Source organism: Streptomyces sp. NBC_00223, assembly GCF_036199905.1.
GTDB lineage: Bacteria > Actinomycetota > Actinomycetes > Streptomycetales > Streptomycetaceae > Actinacidiphila.
This window is the reverse complement of record NZ_CP108109.1, coordinates 1,602,010-1,616,850: the sequence shown is the minus strand read 5'-3', so window position 1 is coordinate 1,616,850 and position 14,841 is coordinate 1,602,010. Positions and strand designations below refer to the sequence as shown.

The 14,841-nt window shown below is 73.2% G+C and carries 16 protein-coding genes; 10 read left to right on the top strand and 6 right to left on the bottom strand.

What is annotated here, in order from left to right; translation table 11 throughout:
• Positions 1-73: 73 nt before the first annotated feature.
• Complete coding sequence (locus OHA30_RS06830; protein ID WP_328912887.1) at positions 74-694, bottom strand: hypothetical protein; 621 nt, start codon at positions 692-694, stop codon at positions 74-76.
• A 118-nt stretch (positions 695-812) separates the two neighbouring features.
• Between OHA30_RS06830 and OHA30_RS06825 the strand changes: the two genes are divergently transcribed.
• The 5 genes from OHA30_RS06825 to OHA30_RS06805 all read left to right on the top strand — a co-directional run bounded on the left by OHA30_RS06825 (position 813) and on the right by OHA30_RS06805 (position 5,355).
• A complete protein-coding gene (locus tag OHA30_RS06825) occupies positions 813-1,283 on the top strand; it encodes a TraR/DksA family transcriptional regulator (protein ID WP_328912886.1) in 471 nt (156 codons plus the stop codon).
• A gap of 83 nt (positions 1,284-1,366) precedes the next feature.
• On the top strand, positions 1,367-1,984 hold the full coding sequence (gene lspA, locus OHA30_RS06820; protein ID WP_328912885.1) for a signal peptidase II: 618 nt from the start codon (positions 1,367-1,369) through the stop codon (positions 1,982-1,984).
• 244 nt (positions 1,985-2,228) lie between these two features.
• Positions 2,229-3,170 (top strand): RluA family pseudouridine synthase, encoded by a 942-nt coding sequence (locus tag OHA30_RS06815; protein ID WP_328912884.1) that lies wholly within the window; start codon positions 2,229-2,231, stop codon positions 3,168-3,170.
• 8 nt (positions 3,171-3,178) lie between these two features.
• Positions 3,179-3,724, top strand: a complete 546-nt coding sequence (locus OHA30_RS06810; RefSeq protein ID WP_405785728.1) for a GNAT family N-acetyltransferase — start codon at positions 3,179-3,181, stop codon at positions 3,722-3,724.
• A gap of 38 nt (positions 3,725-3,762) precedes the next feature.
• Complete coding sequence (locus tag OHA30_RS06805) at positions 3,763-5,355, top strand: Na+/H+ antiporter (RefSeq protein WP_328912883.1); 1,593 nt, start codon at positions 3,763-3,765, stop codon at positions 5,353-5,355.
• A gap of 92 nt (positions 5,356-5,447) precedes the next feature.
• Here OHA30_RS06805 and OHA30_RS06800 read toward each other — a convergent pair whose 3' ends face one another.
• Entirely contained in the window at positions 5,448-6,554 is a 1,107-nt protein-coding gene (locus OHA30_RS06800) for a mechanosensitive ion channel family protein (protein ID WP_328917768.1), read from the bottom strand.
• Positions 6,555-6,617: 63 nt separating this feature from the next.
• Between OHA30_RS06800 and OHA30_RS06795 the strand changes: the two genes are divergently transcribed.
• On the top strand, positions 6,618-7,238 hold the full coding sequence (locus OHA30_RS06795) for a dienelactone hydrolase family protein (protein ID WP_328912882.1): 621 nt from the start codon (positions 6,618-6,620) through the stop codon (positions 7,236-7,238).
• A 94-nt stretch (positions 7,239-7,332) separates the two neighbouring features.
• On the opposite strand, the gene OHA30_RS06790 is transcribed toward OHA30_RS06795, so the two are convergent.
• From OHA30_RS06790 to OHA30_RS06780, 3 genes are all read right to left on the bottom strand, one after another.
• Entirely contained in the window at positions 7,333-8,136 is an 804-nt protein-coding gene (locus tag OHA30_RS06790; RefSeq protein WP_328912881.1) for a thioredoxin domain-containing protein, read from the bottom strand.
• Between the two features lie 57 nt (positions 8,137-8,193).
• The gene (locus tag OHA30_RS06785) at positions 8,194-8,874 is read right to left on the bottom strand and encodes a hypothetical protein (protein ID WP_328912880.1); all 681 of its coding nucleotides are present in this window, start codon (positions 8,872-8,874) and stop codon (positions 8,194-8,196) included.
• A 181-nt stretch (positions 8,875-9,055) separates the two neighbouring features.
• Complete coding sequence (locus tag OHA30_RS06780; protein ID WP_328912879.1) at positions 9,056-9,229, bottom strand: hypothetical protein; 174 nt, start codon at positions 9,227-9,229, stop codon at positions 9,056-9,058.
• 245 nt (positions 9,230-9,474) lie between these two features.
• Between OHA30_RS06780 and OHA30_RS06775 the strand changes: the two genes are divergently transcribed.
• The 4 genes from OHA30_RS06775 to OHA30_RS06760 all read left to right on the top strand — a co-directional run bounded on the left by OHA30_RS06775 (position 9,475) and on the right by OHA30_RS06760 (position 13,946).
• Positions 9,475-10,719, top strand: a complete 1,245-nt coding sequence (locus tag OHA30_RS06775; protein ID WP_328912878.1) for an NYN domain-containing protein — start codon at positions 9,475-9,477, stop codon at positions 10,717-10,719.
• A gap of 336 nt (positions 10,720-11,055) precedes the next feature.
• The gene (locus OHA30_RS06770; protein ID WP_405785732.1) at positions 11,056-12,111 is read left to right on the top strand and encodes an ABC transporter ATP-binding protein; all 1,056 of its coding nucleotides are present in this window, start codon (positions 11,056-11,058) and stop codon (positions 12,109-12,111) included.
• Positions 12,112-12,259: 148 nt separating this feature from the next.
• A complete protein-coding gene (locus tag OHA30_RS06765; protein ID WP_328917766.1) occupies positions 12,260-13,069 on the top strand; it encodes an ABC transporter permease in 810 nt (269 codons plus the stop codon).
• A 34-nt stretch (positions 13,070-13,103) separates the two neighbouring features.
• Positions 13,104-13,946, top strand: a complete 843-nt coding sequence (locus OHA30_RS06760; protein ID WP_328912877.1) for a hypothetical protein — start codon at positions 13,104-13,106, stop codon at positions 13,944-13,946.
• Positions 13,947-14,317: 371 nt separating this feature from the next.
• On the opposite strand, the gene ybaK is transcribed toward OHA30_RS06760, so the two are convergent.
• Entirely contained in the window at positions 14,318-14,815 is a 498-nt protein-coding gene (gene ybaK, locus OHA30_RS06755) for a Cys-tRNA(Pro) deacylase (RefSeq protein WP_328912876.1), read from the bottom strand.
• Positions 14,816-14,841 lie beyond the last annotated feature (26 nt).

Below are 14,841 nucleotides of genomic sequence, written 5' to 3'. Positions count from 1 at the left end.
GGCCGGACGGCGGGGTCGTCGTACGGCTGCCGGCCGATCCGTCGTCCCTCGCGGTCCCGGCCGCCGAGAACGGTCAGCCCGCCGCAACCGCCGACGTGACCACGAACTCGGGAGACGGTCCCCCGCCGTCCGGCCCGGAGAGCACCCCTTCGCCGGGCGCGGCCTCCAGGGCTGCTGCCGCTGTGGCCGCAGGCTCGGGCGACGGTTCGCCGTCGTCCGGGGCGGGCGCTGGCGGCGCGGGTGCGTCGTCCGGGCCGGTCGGCGCTGTGGGCGCGGGCTCGGGGGACGGTTCGCCGTCGTCCGGGTCTGGGGACGCTCCTTCGCCGGGCGCGGCCTTCGGGGCAGCCGGCGCCGTGACCACGACCTCGGGGGACGATTTGCCGTCGTCCGGGTCGGGCGCTGGTGGCGCGGGTGCGTCGTCGGGGTTGGGGGACGGCCCCTCGCCGGGTACATCTTCCGGGGCGGGGGACACCGCCTCGTCGGGTGTGGCCTCGGGGCCGGTCGGCGCTGTGGGCGCGGGCTCGGGGGACGGTTCGCCGTCGTCCGGCAAGGAGGGCACCCCTTCGCCGGGCGCGGCCTCCGGGGAGGCTGCCGCGGCGCCCGCGTCTCCGGGGGACGGTTCGCCGTCGCCGTCGTCGTCGTCCGGGTCGGGGGACGCCCCCTCGTCGGGTGCGTCGTCCGGCCCGGAGGGCACCCCTTCGTCGGGTGCGGACTCCGGGGAGGGGGCGCCGGGACGACGGCGCGATGGGGGCGGGAAGGCCGTCGCCAAGACAACCGCTTCGGCGGACACGAAGAAGACAGGAGCCCGCAAGGTGGCAGCGAAGAAGACCGTGGCCGATACGGCCGCGACCCCGGGGTCCCCCGTACCCGCCGCACGGGCCGCCGCGGACCCGGGCACCCTCGCCGTACTCCCCGGCGAGGAGCCGTGGACCCCGGAAGAGGCCGAGCAGGCCCGAGTCGAGCTGACCGCCGAGGTCGAACGGCTCAAGACCGAGATCGCCTCCTCCGAGGCGGCCGTCGCGGGCCTGCTCCGCGACTCCGCCGACGCCGGCGGTGACGAGGCCGACACCGGCTCGAACAACATCACCCGCGAGTACGAGATGGCGCTCGCGGCCAACACCCGCGACACCCTGCACCAGGCCACCCACGCCCTACAGCGGCTGGACGAGGGCACGTACGGCCTCTGCGAGGTCTGCGGCAACCCGATCGGCAAGGCCAGAATGCAGGCGTTCCCCCGGGCCACGCTCTGTCTGGACGACAAGCAGCGGCAGGAGCGCCGCTGATTCTCCGTACGCGTGTGCCGTACCCTCGTCTTCAGTCAGGATTCGGCCTGACGGGCACGGAGCACAAGGGCTGAGGGACTCACGTGACGGAAGCGGAGCGCACCATCACCACACCGGACACGCCGGAGACACCGGACACTCCGGACGCCACGGACCGGTCGGGCGCCGCGGAAGAGGCGACGCCGCAGGCGGCCGAGCCGGAGTCCGCCGTGTCCGGAAAGCGGCGGGTCGCGGTCCTGGTCGGGGTCGCGGCCTTCGCCTACCTGCTCGACCTGCTCTCCAAGATCTGGGTCGTGCACAGCCTGGAGTACCACAACCCGATCGACGTCTTCGGCCACTACCTGCGGCTGGACGCGACCCGGAACGCGGGCGCCGCCTTCGGCTTCGGCCAGGGCATGACGATCGTGTTCACGATCATCGCGGTCGGGGTGATCGCGGTGATCGCCCGGCTGTCCCGGCGGCTCTACAGCCTGCCGTGGGCGATCGCACTCGGCCTGCTGCTCGGCGGCGCCTTCGGCAACCTCACCGACCGCGTCTTCCGCAGCCCGGGCGGCTTCCAGGGCCGGGTGGTGGACTTCATCGCGCCCGAGCACTTCGCGGTCTTCAACCTCGCCGACTCCGCGATCTGCTGCGGCGGCGTGCTGATCGTGCTGCTCTCCTTCTGCGGCATCGACCCGGACGGCACCAAGCACCGCGACTGACCGGGCCCGTACAACCGGGCGCGCGCCCGTACGGAACCCATTGCCCGAGCCCGTACCGAACCCGTTGCCCGCGCCCGTACGGAACCCGTTGCCCGCGCCCGTACCGAACCCGCTGCCCGCGCCCGTACGACAGCCAGGCCCGGCCGTCGTACCCGCCCGTAGGACGGCCGGGTACGACCGTATGACCGGGGCTTCGGCCCCCGAGCGGGTCGGGCGGCCCTCGGGGTCCGGCATACTCGACCAGGTGAGTACCCTTCCCGAAGTCCGCTCCCTGCCCGTGCCCGACGGCCTGGAGGGCGAGCGCGTCGACGCCGCCATCGCCCGTATGTTCGGTTTCTCGCGGACCAAGGCCGCCGAGCTGGCCGCCACGGGCAAGGTCTCGATCGACGGCTCCGCCGCGGGCAAGTCGGAGCGGGTGCGTGGCGGGGCGTGGCTCGAGGTCGAGATGCCGGCGCCGCCCAGGCCGGTGACGATCGTCGCGGAGCCCGTCGAGGGCATGGAGATCGTCCACGACGACGACGACGTCGTGGTCGTCGCCAAGCCGGTCGGGGTCGCCGCCCACCCCAGCCCCGGCTGGACCGGCACCACCGTGATCGGCGGGCTGGCCGCCGCGGGCTACCGGATCGCCACCTCGGGCGCCGCCGAGCGCCAGGGCATCGTGCACCGGCTCGACGTCGGCACCTCGGGCCTGATGGTCGTGGCCAAGTCCGAGCGGGCGTACACCCTGCTCAAGCAGCAGTTCCGGGAGCGCGTGGTCGACAAGCGCTACCACGCGCTGGTCCAGGGCCACCCCGACCCGATGAGCGGCACCATCGACGCGCCGATCGGCCGCCACCCCCAGCACGACTACAAGTGGGCGGTCGTCGCGGACGGCAAGGCGTCCGTGACGCACTACGACCTGATCGAGGCGTACCGCTCCGCGAGCCTGCTCGACATCAAGCTGGAGACCGGCCGCACCCACCAGATCCGTGTGCACATGTCGGCCCACCGCCACCCCTGCGTCGGCGACCTGACCTACGGCGCCGACCCCACGATGGCCAAGCGGCTCGGTCTGACCCGGCAGTGGCTGCACGCGATGCGGCTCGGCTTCGAGCACCCGGCGGACGGCTCCTGGGTGGAGTTCGAGAGCACCTACCCCGCCGACCTCCAGAACGCGCTGGACATCATCCGCGCGGACAGTGAGTGACCTGCCAAATGACCGACCGTACGACAGCGCGACCGTCCGACCGTACGACCTCGCGGGCGACCGACGCGGTGACCGCCCCCGCGCCGGCCGTCCGGGTCGTCGCCGCGGACGACCCGGACGCGATGGCCGCCGTGCACGCGATACGGCACGAGGTCTTCGTCGTCGAGCAGGACGTCCCGGCGGACCTGGAGCGGGACGGCAAGGACGACCGGGCCGTGCACGTACTGGCCGAGGGCGCGGGCACCGGGCGGCTGCTGCTCGGCGCGGACGCCGCGGCGAAGAACGACGGCGACCCGGAGACGGCCGTGCTCGGCCGGCTCGCCGTACTCGGGTCCGCGCGCGGCCGGGGCGTCGGCGCCCGGCTGGTGCGGGCGCTGGAGGACGAGGCCCGGCGGCTCGGGCTGCGCGGGGTGTACCTGGAGGCGCAGGTGCACGCCATCGCCTTCTACGAACGGCTCGGTTACACCGCGTACGGGCCGGAGTTCATGGACGCCGGCATCGCCCACCGCTCGATGCGGCGCGTGTTCACGAAAACGGCCCCGCCCGGCGATTGAGAAGCCTGCTGTTCACAAGGGCGTGACACCCTTGCGCCGTGGATCAGTTGGCCCTCTTCTTCACGCTCATGCTCGCCGCCATCATCATGGTGCCGCTCGGCGACCGGGTAAAGCTGCCGCCGCCGGTGCTGATGACCATTTTCGGGGGCGTGCTCGCGCTGATCCCGCAGGTGCCCAACGTCCGGATCGACCCCGATCTGATCCTGCCGCTGGTGCTGCCGCCGCTGCTGTACGCGGCCGCGCAGCGCACCTCCTGGCGGCAGTTCGCGGCGAACCGGCGGGCGATCTTCCTGCTCGCGGTCGCGCTGGTCTTCGTCACGACCGCCGCGGTGGCCCTGGTGGTCAACGCGGTGGTGCCCGGCATCACCGTGGCCGCCGCCTGCGCGCTGGGCGCGCTGGTCGCGCCGCCCGACCCGGTGGCCGCGACCGCGGTGGCCGGCAGCCTCGGCCTGCCCCGCCGGATGATCTCCATCCTGGAGGGCGAGGGGCTGTTCAACGACGTCACCGCCATCGTGCTCTACCACGTGGCGGTCACGGCGGCGCTGTCCGGCGAGTTCTCGGTGGCGCACGCGGCGTTCGAGCTGGTCGAGTCCGCGGTGGTGGCGGTCGTGGTCGGCCTGGTACTCGGCTGGGGCGCCAACAAGCTGATGGGCGTGGTCGGCGACGCCACCTTGCAGATCGGTCTGTCGCTCCTGGTGCCCTTCGCCGCCTACGCGCTGGCCGAGCAGTTCCACGGGTCCGGCGTCCTGGCGGTGCTCACCTGCGCGCTCTTCCTGGCCGAGTACGCCTTCGAGGCGGACGACGTGAAGGCCCGGCTGGCGGGCAACACCTTCTGGGAGATCGTCGACACCCTCATCACCGGGATCGCCTTCGGTCTCATCGGTCTTGAGCTGCACCATGTGTTCAGCGTCGGCCGGGGCAACTGGGACCCGATGCTGCGTCACGCCGGCCTGGTGATCGCGGTCGTGGTCGGCGTACGGCTGCTGTATCTGCTGCCGGCGGCCTGGGTGGCCAAGAGGCTGCACAAGCTGCGGGACGTGGACGAGGACATCCCGATGACCTGGCGGGAGACCGTCATCATGTGGTGGTCGGGGATGCGCGGGGTGGCGTCGGTGGCGCTGGCCCTGGCCATTCCGGTCGCCACGGACGACGGCGGGCCCTTCCCGGCCCGCGCCGAACTGCTCTTCATCGCCTTCGCGGTGGTGCTCGCCACCCTCGTCGTGCAGGGGCTCACCCTGCCCTGGCTGGTCCGGCGGCTCGGCGTCCGCGGTGACATCGAGGCCGAGCACGCGCTGGAACGCAAGCTCGCGGTACGGGCGATGACCGCCGCCAGGGTCCGGCTGCGGGAGATCGAGCAGGCCGAAACGCTGGACGAGGAGCTCGCCGAGATGCTGCACCACCGGGCGTTCGACGTCGGTGTCCGCATCTCGCCCGACATCGTGGACGACGAGCGCCGGGAGAGCCACTTCCGGCGGGCCGAGCGGCTCAAGGCGCTGCGCCGGATCCAGGACGACATGCTGTCCGCGGCCCGGCACGAAGTGCTCGCCGCGCGCAGCGAGCCCGGGGCCGACCCGGAGATCGTCGACAGAGTGCTGCGCTCGCTCGACCTGCGCTCGATGCGCGGGGTGTGAGCGGCGTGTTCCGTGCGGCGCATGCGGTGTGAGTTGCGTCACCGGGTCCGCGTCCACGGCCTGTTGCCGCGTCGCGCGACCGCGCCGCCCGCCTACTGCGGTCCAGGCCCCGGCCCGAGATGGCTGGGGTCGGGCGCGGGCGTGGCCGTTCGCTCCCCGGCCGCCTCCTGCCCGGGCGCGGGCGCCGTGCTGATCCGGGGGAGCGCGTACGGGTGCTCGCAGCGCAGCCAGTCGACCAGCTGCTCACGCACGATGCAGCGCAGATTGAAGATGTCGCCCGCGTCCTTGGCCGTCGCCAGCGCCCGCACCTGGAGAGTGGTGGGCGTGCTGTCGATGACCACCAGGCCCCAGGCCCTGCGGTCCCACTGCGGGGTCTGCTCCAGTATCTCCAGCAGCCGCTTGCGCATCTGGTCGACCGGCGCGGAGTGGTCCAGGTGCAGATAGACCGTGCCGGTCATCCGCGGGTCGCCGCGCGACCAGTTCTCGAACGGCTTGCTGGTGAAGTACGACACGGGCATGGTGATCCGCCGCTCGTCCCAGGTGCGGACGCTCAGGAAGGTGAGGGTGATCTCCTCGACCTCGCCCCACTCGCCGTCCACCACCACGGTGTCGCCGATCCTGACCATGTCGCCGAAGGCGATCTGGAGCCCGGCGAAGAGATTGCCCAGCGTGGACTGGGCGGCCACGCCCGCGACGATGCCGATGATGCCCGCGGAGGCCAGCATCGAGGCCCCGACGGTCCGCATCTCCGGGAAGGTGAACAGCATCGACGCGACCGCGATCACACCGATGATCGCGGTGAGCACCCGCTGGATCAAGGTGAGCTGGGTCCGCAGCCGGCGGATCTTCGGCACGTCGTGCGAGACCGCCGAGTACCGCGCGTACGAGGAGTCGATGACGGCGGCGGCGACGCGTACCACCAGCCAGGCCGACGCGGCGATCATCACCAGGACGAGCAGCCGGCCGATGGCCGCGGTGTCGCCGTCGGAGAGGTCCGCGCTCCGGTAACCGCCGCGCAGGATCGAGGTGCAGAGCACGACCTGCAACGGGACGCCGCACCGCCGCAGCAGATGCCACAGCGGCGTCTCCGGGTGCCGGGCGTCGACCCGGCGCAGGGAACGGTCGACGGCCCAGCCCGCGATCAGCGACAGCCCGACGGCCACGCCGACCACGACCACCGGCCGTAGGGCGTCCTCCATGGTCACCTGCTCCTTTCCTGGCATACCAGCACACTTGTACGGCGCTTCCGGGGTCAGAGGCAAATGGCACCATGGTCGCGTACCCGGACCCACGCGAACGAAGGCTGCACTGTGACGATCCTCCTTCTGCACTCCGCCTACGGGCTGCGTCCCGCCGTCCACACCGCCGCCGACCGGCTGCGGTCCGCCGGTCACGAGGTGCGGGTGCCCGACCTGTACGACGGCCGGACCGCGGAGGACGTCGAGGAGGGCATGCGGATCAAGGACTCGATCGGCCGGGAGGAGTTGCTGCGCCGCGCGGTCGCCGCCGCGGCTCCGTACTCCGAACAGGGCCTGGTCTACGCGGGCTTCTCGCTGGGCGGCTCCCTCGCGCAGAACCTCGCCCTCGGCGACGAGCGGGCCCGCGGACTGCTGCTCCTGCACGGTACGTCGGACATCGCCGACGACGCGGCCACCGGCATCCCGGTCCAACTGCACGTGGCCGAGCCCGACCCGTTCGAGCCGGACGACTGGCTGAACGCGTGGTACCTGCGGATGCGCAAGGCCGGCGCCGATGTCGAGGTGCACCGCTACCGCGGCGCGGGCCACCTCTACACCGACCCCGACCTGCCCGACTACGACGCCGAAGCAGCCGAGCGTACCTGGGCGGTGGCGCTGGACTTCCTCGCCGAGCTGTGCGACTGATCACACGACCGAGCGGGCGCACAGCGAAGGGACGGCCCCGGAACCCACCCGGTCCGGGGCCGTCCCGCACGGCCGCGCGGCGGCCGGACCGCCGCTACTTCAGCATGTCCATGATCGTGCTGGTGAACTGGCCGCCCGCCATGGCCTGAACGTTCTTCACGTCCTGGCCGTCGAGCTTGACCGTCGGCGTCGAGCCGATGCCGTCGGTGTCGAACTGCTTGGACATGGTCAGCGCCCACTTGTCGTAGGTGCCGTCCTCGACCGCCTTCTGGAACGCCTTGTTGTTCTTGAGCGCGGGCACCTGCTGGGCGTACTTGATCAGGTTGGCGTCCTTGCCGAAGACATCGCTGTTCTCGTCCGGGTGCACGTCCTTGGAGTAGAGCACCTTGTGGTACTGGACGAACGCGTCGGTGCTCACATTGAGCGCCGCGCCCAGAGCGCTCAGCGCGTTCTTCGAGCCGGTCCCGCGCTCGGACTTGGGGCCGTCGAGGAAGGTGCCCATGGTGTACGAGATCTGGTACTTGCCCTTGCCGGCGAGGTCCTGGACCTCGTCGCCCGAACCCTGCTCGAAGGCCGCGCAGACCGGGCAGCGCAGGTCCTCGTAGACCTTCAGCACATGCTTGTTGCTCGGGTCGCCGACGACGATCGAGCTGCCGTTCTTGCCGCTGGAGTGGGCCGGCTTGACCAGCGGCTTGTTGGCGGCGGCCTCCCAGTAGCCGGGCTTGTTCATCTGGTTGACGGCCACGGCCACACCGGCGGCGACCGCCAGGACGACCACGATGCCGCCGCCGACGAAGAGCTGGCGGCGGATCTTGGCGCGCTTGGCATCCTTCTCGCGCTGCGCGCGCAGCCGCTCGCGGGCGGCTTCCTTGCTGGCCTTGCTGTTCCTGCTGCTCATGGGTGATCTCCGCATGCGTACGCGTGTTGAGTGGGGGGAGGGAACCGTTCGTGGCGGTCAGACGGCGACCGGGACGAAAGGCGGCCCACGGCGTACGACGGCGTGCAGCAGCGGCCGGGCGGAGAGCGCTCCGGCGGCGGTACGGGCGGTGGCCGGGCGGACCCGGCGCGGCGCGGCGGCCCGTACGGTACGGGCGGCGACGGCGAAGAGCAGCGGACGGAAGGCGGCGGCGCCCACCGCGCGCAGCACCCGGTGCAGCGCGGCCTCACCGCGGCGCAGCCACCAGGAGGCGAGCAGACCGACGGCGACATGCACACCGAGCAGCAGCCAGGGCGCCGCGGAGGACGGCATCTCGGGGGCCAGCGAGGCGCCGGGCACCGCCGAGAGCTGACCGCCCACGTCACCGCCGTTGCAGAACACGGCCTCGTGGAAGGACCGCCACGAGCCGGTCACCGGACCGCCGGAGGGCCCGTAACAGGCCTGCTGGCCGGAGGTGAACAGGGTGTCGACGGCCAGTTCCAGCGGCACCATCAGCGCGGCGATCGGCCAGAAGCCGCGCTCGCGGCGGCCGAGGACCACGTACGCGAGCGCGAAGGCGGCGGCGAAGGCGCCGGCCACCGCGGTCAGCGGCAGCGGGGTGCGGGCCATCAGCACATGCGAGGTGGAGGAGAGTGTGACGCACAGCGCGGCGAACAGGGCGGCACGTGCTGCCCTCAGCCGCGGTCGTATCTCCTCCATGGCCACAGAGTGTGCCACGCGGGGGTGTAGGTGTGGCCTAAAGGCCGGGTAACGGATACGGGCCCGGAATCCGCCTCGGCGACCGGCCTTCGGCGGCGCCGCGGACGCGCCGGGCGACGACGGCGGGGGCGCCCCCCGGAGGGGACGCCCCCGCCGCTGTGGAAGTGGGGGTGGAGCGCGATCAGTTGTGGCCGAACTTCTTCTGCTGCTTGCGCGGGACCGTGGTCGCGGCCGGCATCACATGCTCTTCGGGTATCGAGCTCTTCGCCTGGTCCTGGGACTCACCGGACGACGACTCGCGCTGCCGGTCCTGTTCGTGTCCGCGCTGACGGTTCTGGTTCTTGTTCTTGGCCACGATCGTGCCTTCCTGATGAGGGGATACAGCCCCGGGGGAGTGGGGGTTACGGCCCCTGGGGACGCCATCAGATTTGCATGGGAGTACAAAGCGCGCATTTCGGGCAGTTGACGGTGATGATCCGGAAAAAACCGTTCACCGCCACGCCGAAGATCGTGTTCGAGGTCATAACCCCCGAGCATTCGGGCAGACTCGGGGGAAACCTTGGGTAGTCAGCGCCGGGGGGCGACCGGAAGAGGTGCAACATGGACCGCTGCGTCGTCCTGGTGGACGCCGGGTATCTGCTGGGCGCAGCGGCGAGCCTGCTGGCCGGTGAGCCGTCGCGGTCCCGGATCGTCGTGGATCACGCCGCCGTCGTCGCCGGCCTGCGCGAACGTGCCGAACTGGAGACCGGTCAGCCGCTGCTGCGGATCTACTGGTTCGACGGCGCACCCGACCGGGTTCCGCAACCCGAGCACCGCAGACTGCGGGTGATGCCCAGAGTGACGGTCCGGCTCGGCGCCCTCACCCGTACGGACGGCCGCTGGGCGCAGAAGGGCGTCGACGCGGCCATGCACGCCGAGCTGTCGGAGCTGGCCCGCAACCGGGCCTGCTCCGATGTCGTCCTGGTCACCGGCGACGGCGATCTGCTGCCCGGCATGATGTCCGCCAAGGAACACGGCGTCGCCGTCCATCTGTGGGCCGTGCAGGCCGCCGACGGCGACTACAACCAGTCCGAGGACCTGGTCGCCGAGGCCGACGAGCGGCGGGTGCTCGACCGGGAGTGGATCACCGCGGCGATCCGGGCCCGCGATGTCGCCGGGGTCTGTCCACCGCCGGGCCCCCGGCCCGGCATCCGCCCCGAGATCGCCGCGATCCTGTCGGCGCCGCTGCCCGAGTCCGGTGCGGCGCCCCCGCAGGAGACCGAGCTACCGCACCCCCACGCGCAGCCGCATCCGCATCCCGCGAAGAACGGTTCGGCGCCCGAGCCGGACACCACTCCGGTCAGCGCCCCCGGCAAGGGCGTACCCACCCCCAAGGACCTCGCCGGGCTCGGCCGGATCCACGCCGCCCCGCCGCCCCCGCAGCCCGCGCCCAGCGCCACCCTGCGCTGGTCCTCCGACAAGGGCTGGACCGACCGCGGACCCGGCTCCGACCTGCCCGACACCAGCGGTCTGCCGACCCTCGCCCAGCTCACCACCGCCGAGCAGCGCTGGGCCGACCGCGAGGCCGACATCACCGCGGTCAGCGGCGATCCTTACGAGGTCGGGCAGGTCTTCGCCCGCCGCTGGATCGCCCGCGTCACCGACCCCGGCCTGCTCCAGCAGCTCTCCGCGCACTACCCCCGGGTCCCGCACCGCGTCGACGGCGAGCTGCTGCGGTACGCCGCCCGCTTCGGGCTGCTCGCCCACAAGGACGACCAGATCGACGAGCATGATCGCTACGCGATCCGGGCGGGGTTCTGGCGCGAGGTGGACGGCCGCACCGACCGCGACGGCCCGGACGAGTAGGTCTTGCGCGCGCGCTTTTTCGGGGCCGTCCGGGTGGGGTGGCGACAGGTGGCTTCCGGGCCACCGGCCGGTGGGGGGCTTGTCGCGCAGTTCCTCGCGCCCCTGATGGGGCTGCCCGGGGGCCTTTCCACCGGCGGACGTCCCGACACCCCCAGGGGGCACTGGGGGCACCCCCGGGCGGAGCCTGGGGGAGGAACTGCGCGATTAGCCCTCGTCCGCGGACGATCCGGAGACCACCGTCACCACCCCGCCCGGACGGGCTTGCGGGGGTGACGGAAGGCTGAACTCGGCCCCCGTTGTGCCGGACACCCCCCGTGGCGCGTACCCTCGATCCTCGTGAGTACGGGCACGGAGGAGACGGCGCCCCCGGCGGTCGCCACCGCCCCCGACGCGGTGTGCACCGTGCGCGGTCTGGTCAGGACGTTCCCGGCCGGTTCCGGCGCCCGCCGCCCGTCCTTGAGGCGCGGCCGCGGCGCGGCCCGGCAGTCCGAACCCGTGCGCGCCAACGACGGCATCGACCTCGACGTCCACCGCGGCGAACTCTTCGGCATCCTCGGCCCCAACGGCGCCGGCAAGACCACGCTGGTCCGCCAGCTCACCGGTCTGCTGCGGCCCGACACGGGCACGATCGACCTGCTCGGCCACGACCTCGTACGCCACCCCGACCGGGCCTCCCGGCTGATCGGCTACCTCGGTCAGGAGTCCTCGGCGCTCGACGAGCTGACCGTGGCGCTCGCCGCCGAGACCACCGGGCGGCTGCGCGGGCTCGGCGCGGCCGCCGCCCGGGCCGCCCGTGACGCCGTCTTCGACGAACTCGACCTCGGGCCGATCGCCGGGCGCCCGATCAAGCGGCTGTCCGGAGGTCAGCGCCGACTGGCCTGCTTCGCCGCGACGCTGGTCGGCGAGCGGCCGGTGCTGGTCCTGGACGAGCCCACGGCCGGTATGGACCCGGTGGCCCGCCGGGCCGTGTGGGCCGCCGTCGGCCGGCGCAGGACCGAGCGCGGCGCCACCGTGCTGCTCGTGACACACAACGTCATCGAGGCCGAGACCGTGCTCGACCGGGTCGCCGTGCTCGACCGGGGCCGGGTGATCGCCTGCGACACCCCGGTGGGGCTGCGGGCACTGGTCGACGGCGAGGTGCGGCTCGATCTCGTCTGGCGCGACGAGGCACCGGTCGGGCTGCCCGCCGTCGCCGCGCTGCGGCCGCTGGCCGAGGTCTCCGGGCGCCGCTGGACGCTGCGGCTGCCGCAGGACCGGGCCCGGGCGACGATCGCCGAGATCACCGGCGGGGCGGCCTTCGCCGCTCTGGACGACTTCACCCTGGCGACGCCCAGCCTGGAGGACGTCTATCTGTCCCTGGGCGGCCGTGCGAAAGGTCTCATCAAGTCATGACCCCGCCCCTGCCCCCACCCCTGCCACCGGTCGGCATCCGTACGACCACCCCGCCCGTCCGTCCCGCCGCGCTCTCCGCCGGGCCGGCCGGGACGGGCTGTACGGGGGGTGGACGGTGACCGCGATCGCGGAGGCCGGGGCACGGCGGGTGAGGAGCGCGGTGGAGGCCGAGGCCAGGACCGGGGAAGGGGCCGCCGTACTGGCGCCCAAGGCGAAGCTGTGGGCCTCGCTCGTCGCCGTCTACCGGGCCCAGCTCTCGCGGGCCCGTGTCGCCCGCGTCCCCCTGCTGTTCGTCGCCACCTTCCAGTCCATCGGCATCATGATCATGATGCGCGGTGTCGTGGACGCGGGCGACGGCGAGGCGGCCCGGTCCGTCGTCGCCGGCTCCAGCGTCCTCGTCGTCGCCTTCGTCGCGCTCAACCTGCTCGCCCAGTACTTCGGCCGGCTGCGGGCCTCCGGCGGCCTCGACCACTACGCCACCCTCCCCGTACCGCCCGCCTCCGTCGTCCTCGGCGCGGCGGCGGCCTACGCGTCCTTCACCGTGCCCGGCACCCTCGTCACGGCGATCACCGGCTGTCTGCTCTTCCACCTCACGCTGACCAGCCTGTGGGTGCTGCTCCTGGTGATCCCGCTGGCCGGTGCCGCGCTGTCCGGGCTGGGCGCGGCCCTGGGGCTGCTCGCCCCCCGGCAGGAGATCGCCACACTGCTCGGCCAGCTCGGCATGTCCGCCGCGCTGCTGCTCGGTGTGCTGCCGGCCTCGCACATGCCCGCGCCCATCGTCTGGGCCCGTGACCTGCTGCCCTCCACCTACGGCGTGGAGGCTTTCGCCCGTACGCTCGGCGGCGACGGGTCCACCGACTGGGCCGCCGTGCTCGGCGATCTGTCGGTGTGCGCGGGGGTCGGTGTGATCTCGCTCGCCGTCGCCACCTGGGCCTACCGCAGGGCCGCCTGCCGGTGACGCGGCCCCCGGCCAGACCTGGCACGATGGGCGGGTGACCGCACCTCTGACTCCCCAAGAGCAGCCACCGCAGTACCCGCCCTACCCGGGCTGGGGGTCGGGCCCCGGCGGGGACGACGGAGGTGAGCACGACTCGGCGCTGGACGAGATCGGCCGCGGAGTGATGATCGCGCTGCTGGTCGCGATCTCCGGCGTGGTGCTCGGCCTGGTGTGGCTGTGGCTGTCGCCGCGGATCCCGATGGTCTCCGACGGCCAGGCCGTCTACCTCAAGGACACCGAGGGCGAGGAGGCGATCGGCGGCGACGGCACCTTCGTGCTGATCGCGGTGGTGCTGGGCGTGCTCACCGCGGCGGCCGTCTTCTGGCGCTACCGCAAGGGCGGCGTGGGGACCGTGCTCGGCCTCGCCGCCGGAGGCGCGCTCGCCTCGGTCATCGGCTGGCGGCTCGGCGTCTGGCTCGGCCCGCCGACGGACATCGTGGCGCACGCCACCGAGCTGATCAGGAAGGCGGGCGGCGCCCACACCGATCAGCTGATCAAGGAGCACAAGCTCAATGTCGCCTTCGACGGACCGCTGGCGCTGCGGGCCAAGAGCGCGCTGGTGGCCTGGCCGGCCGCCGCGATGCTCACGCATCTGGCTCTGACCTCGGCCTTCGGGCCGCGCGACCCCGCGCCCGCCCCTCCGCCGCCGGGTCCGCTGGGCGGGCTCCCCACCGGTTCCCCCGTCCCCTGGCCCGCGCCGCAGGGCCCGCCGCAGCCGGGTCCCGTCCCGGACTCCGGGCCGGTGCCCCTCGACAAGCCCCCGGCGGAGCCCGAGGACCGGGGGGACGACCACCCCGAGCCCCCGGACCACCCGGACAATCCCGACCGCCCGAGCTGAACGGACGGCCGCAGCGGGCCGAGCCGCCCGGCCGGTGCAGGTCGGACCACGTCCTGCCCCCGCTGGTCGGACCACGTCCAGCCGGGCAGCCCGGCCCGCGCCCGGTCAGGCCACGTCCCGCCCGCGCTGGTCGGACCACGTCCGGCAAGTCACGCCCAGACCGGCTCGCGTCCGGCGAGCCGGGCGAGAGCGGTCTGCGCCCAGAGCGCCCCGCGCCCGGAACGGCCCGCGCCCGGAAGGCCCCGCGCCGCCGGATCAGGCCCGCGCGATCCCGGCCGTCCGCGCCGACGTGAGCCGTACGAGGTCGGCCGGCCGCAGCTCGACCGGGCCTGCGCCCAGAGCCCGCGCCCAGACCGCCCCGCGCCGCCGGATCAGCTCCGCGCGATCCCGGCCGTCCGCGCCGACGTGAGCCGTACGAGGTCGGCCGGCCGCAGCTCCACCTCAAGCCCCCGCTTCCCCGCGGACACGTAGACCGTCTCGAAGCCGAGCGCCGAGGCGTCCACGACCGTCGGGAGCGCCTTGCGCTGCCCCAGCGGGGAGATCCCGCCCCGGACATAGCCGGTGGTACGTTCCGCGGCCGCCGGATCGGCCATGGCCGCGCGTTTGCCGCCCGCCGCCGACGCGAGCGCCTTGAGGTCGAGCGTGGCCGAAACCGGTACTACCGCCACGGTCAGCACCGTGTCCACCTCGGCCACCAGCGTCTTGAACACGCGCTCGGCCGCCGTACCCAGCGCGGCCGCCGCCTCCGCGCCGTACGACAGCTCGGACGCCGGGTCGTGCTCGTACGCGTGGACGGTGAACGGCACGGCCGCCTTCTCCAGGGCGACCGTGGCCGGGGTGCCGCCGCCGCTGCGTGCCTTCTTCGCCATGCCGGTCCGCCGCTTCCGTTCCGTCT

What these genes read in the sequence shown, in the direction of transcription:
- OHA30_RS06810 (WP_405785728.1), top strand. Translation starts at nt 3,179, where the DNA reads ATGACCGACCGTACGACAGCGCGACCGTCCGACCGTACGACCTCGCGG.
- OHA30_RS06800 (WP_328917768.1), bottom strand. Translation starts at nt 6,554, where the DNA reads ATGGAGGACGCCCTACGGCCGGTGGTCGTGGTCGGCGTGGCCGTCGGG.
- OHA30_RS06795 (WP_328912882.1), top strand. Translation starts at nt 6,618, where the DNA reads ATGGCACCATGGTCGCGTACCCGGACCCACGCGAACGAAGGCTGCACT.
- OHA30_RS06790 (WP_328912881.1), bottom strand. Translation starts at nt 8,136, where the DNA reads ATGAGCAGCAGGAACAGCAAGGCCAGCAAGGAAGCCGCCCGCGAGCGG.
- OHA30_RS06785 (WP_328912880.1), bottom strand. Translation starts at nt 8,874, where the DNA reads ATGGAGGAGATACGACCGCGGCTGAGGGCAGCACGTGCCGCCCTGTTC.
- OHA30_RS06775 (WP_328912878.1), top strand. Translation starts at nt 9,475, where the DNA reads ATGGACCGCTGCGTCGTCCTGGTGGACGCCGGGTATCTGCTGGGCGCA.
- ybaK (WP_328912876.1), bottom strand. Translation starts at nt 14,815, where the DNA reads ATGGCGAAGAAGGCACGCAGCGGCGGCGGCACCCCGGCCACGGTCGCC.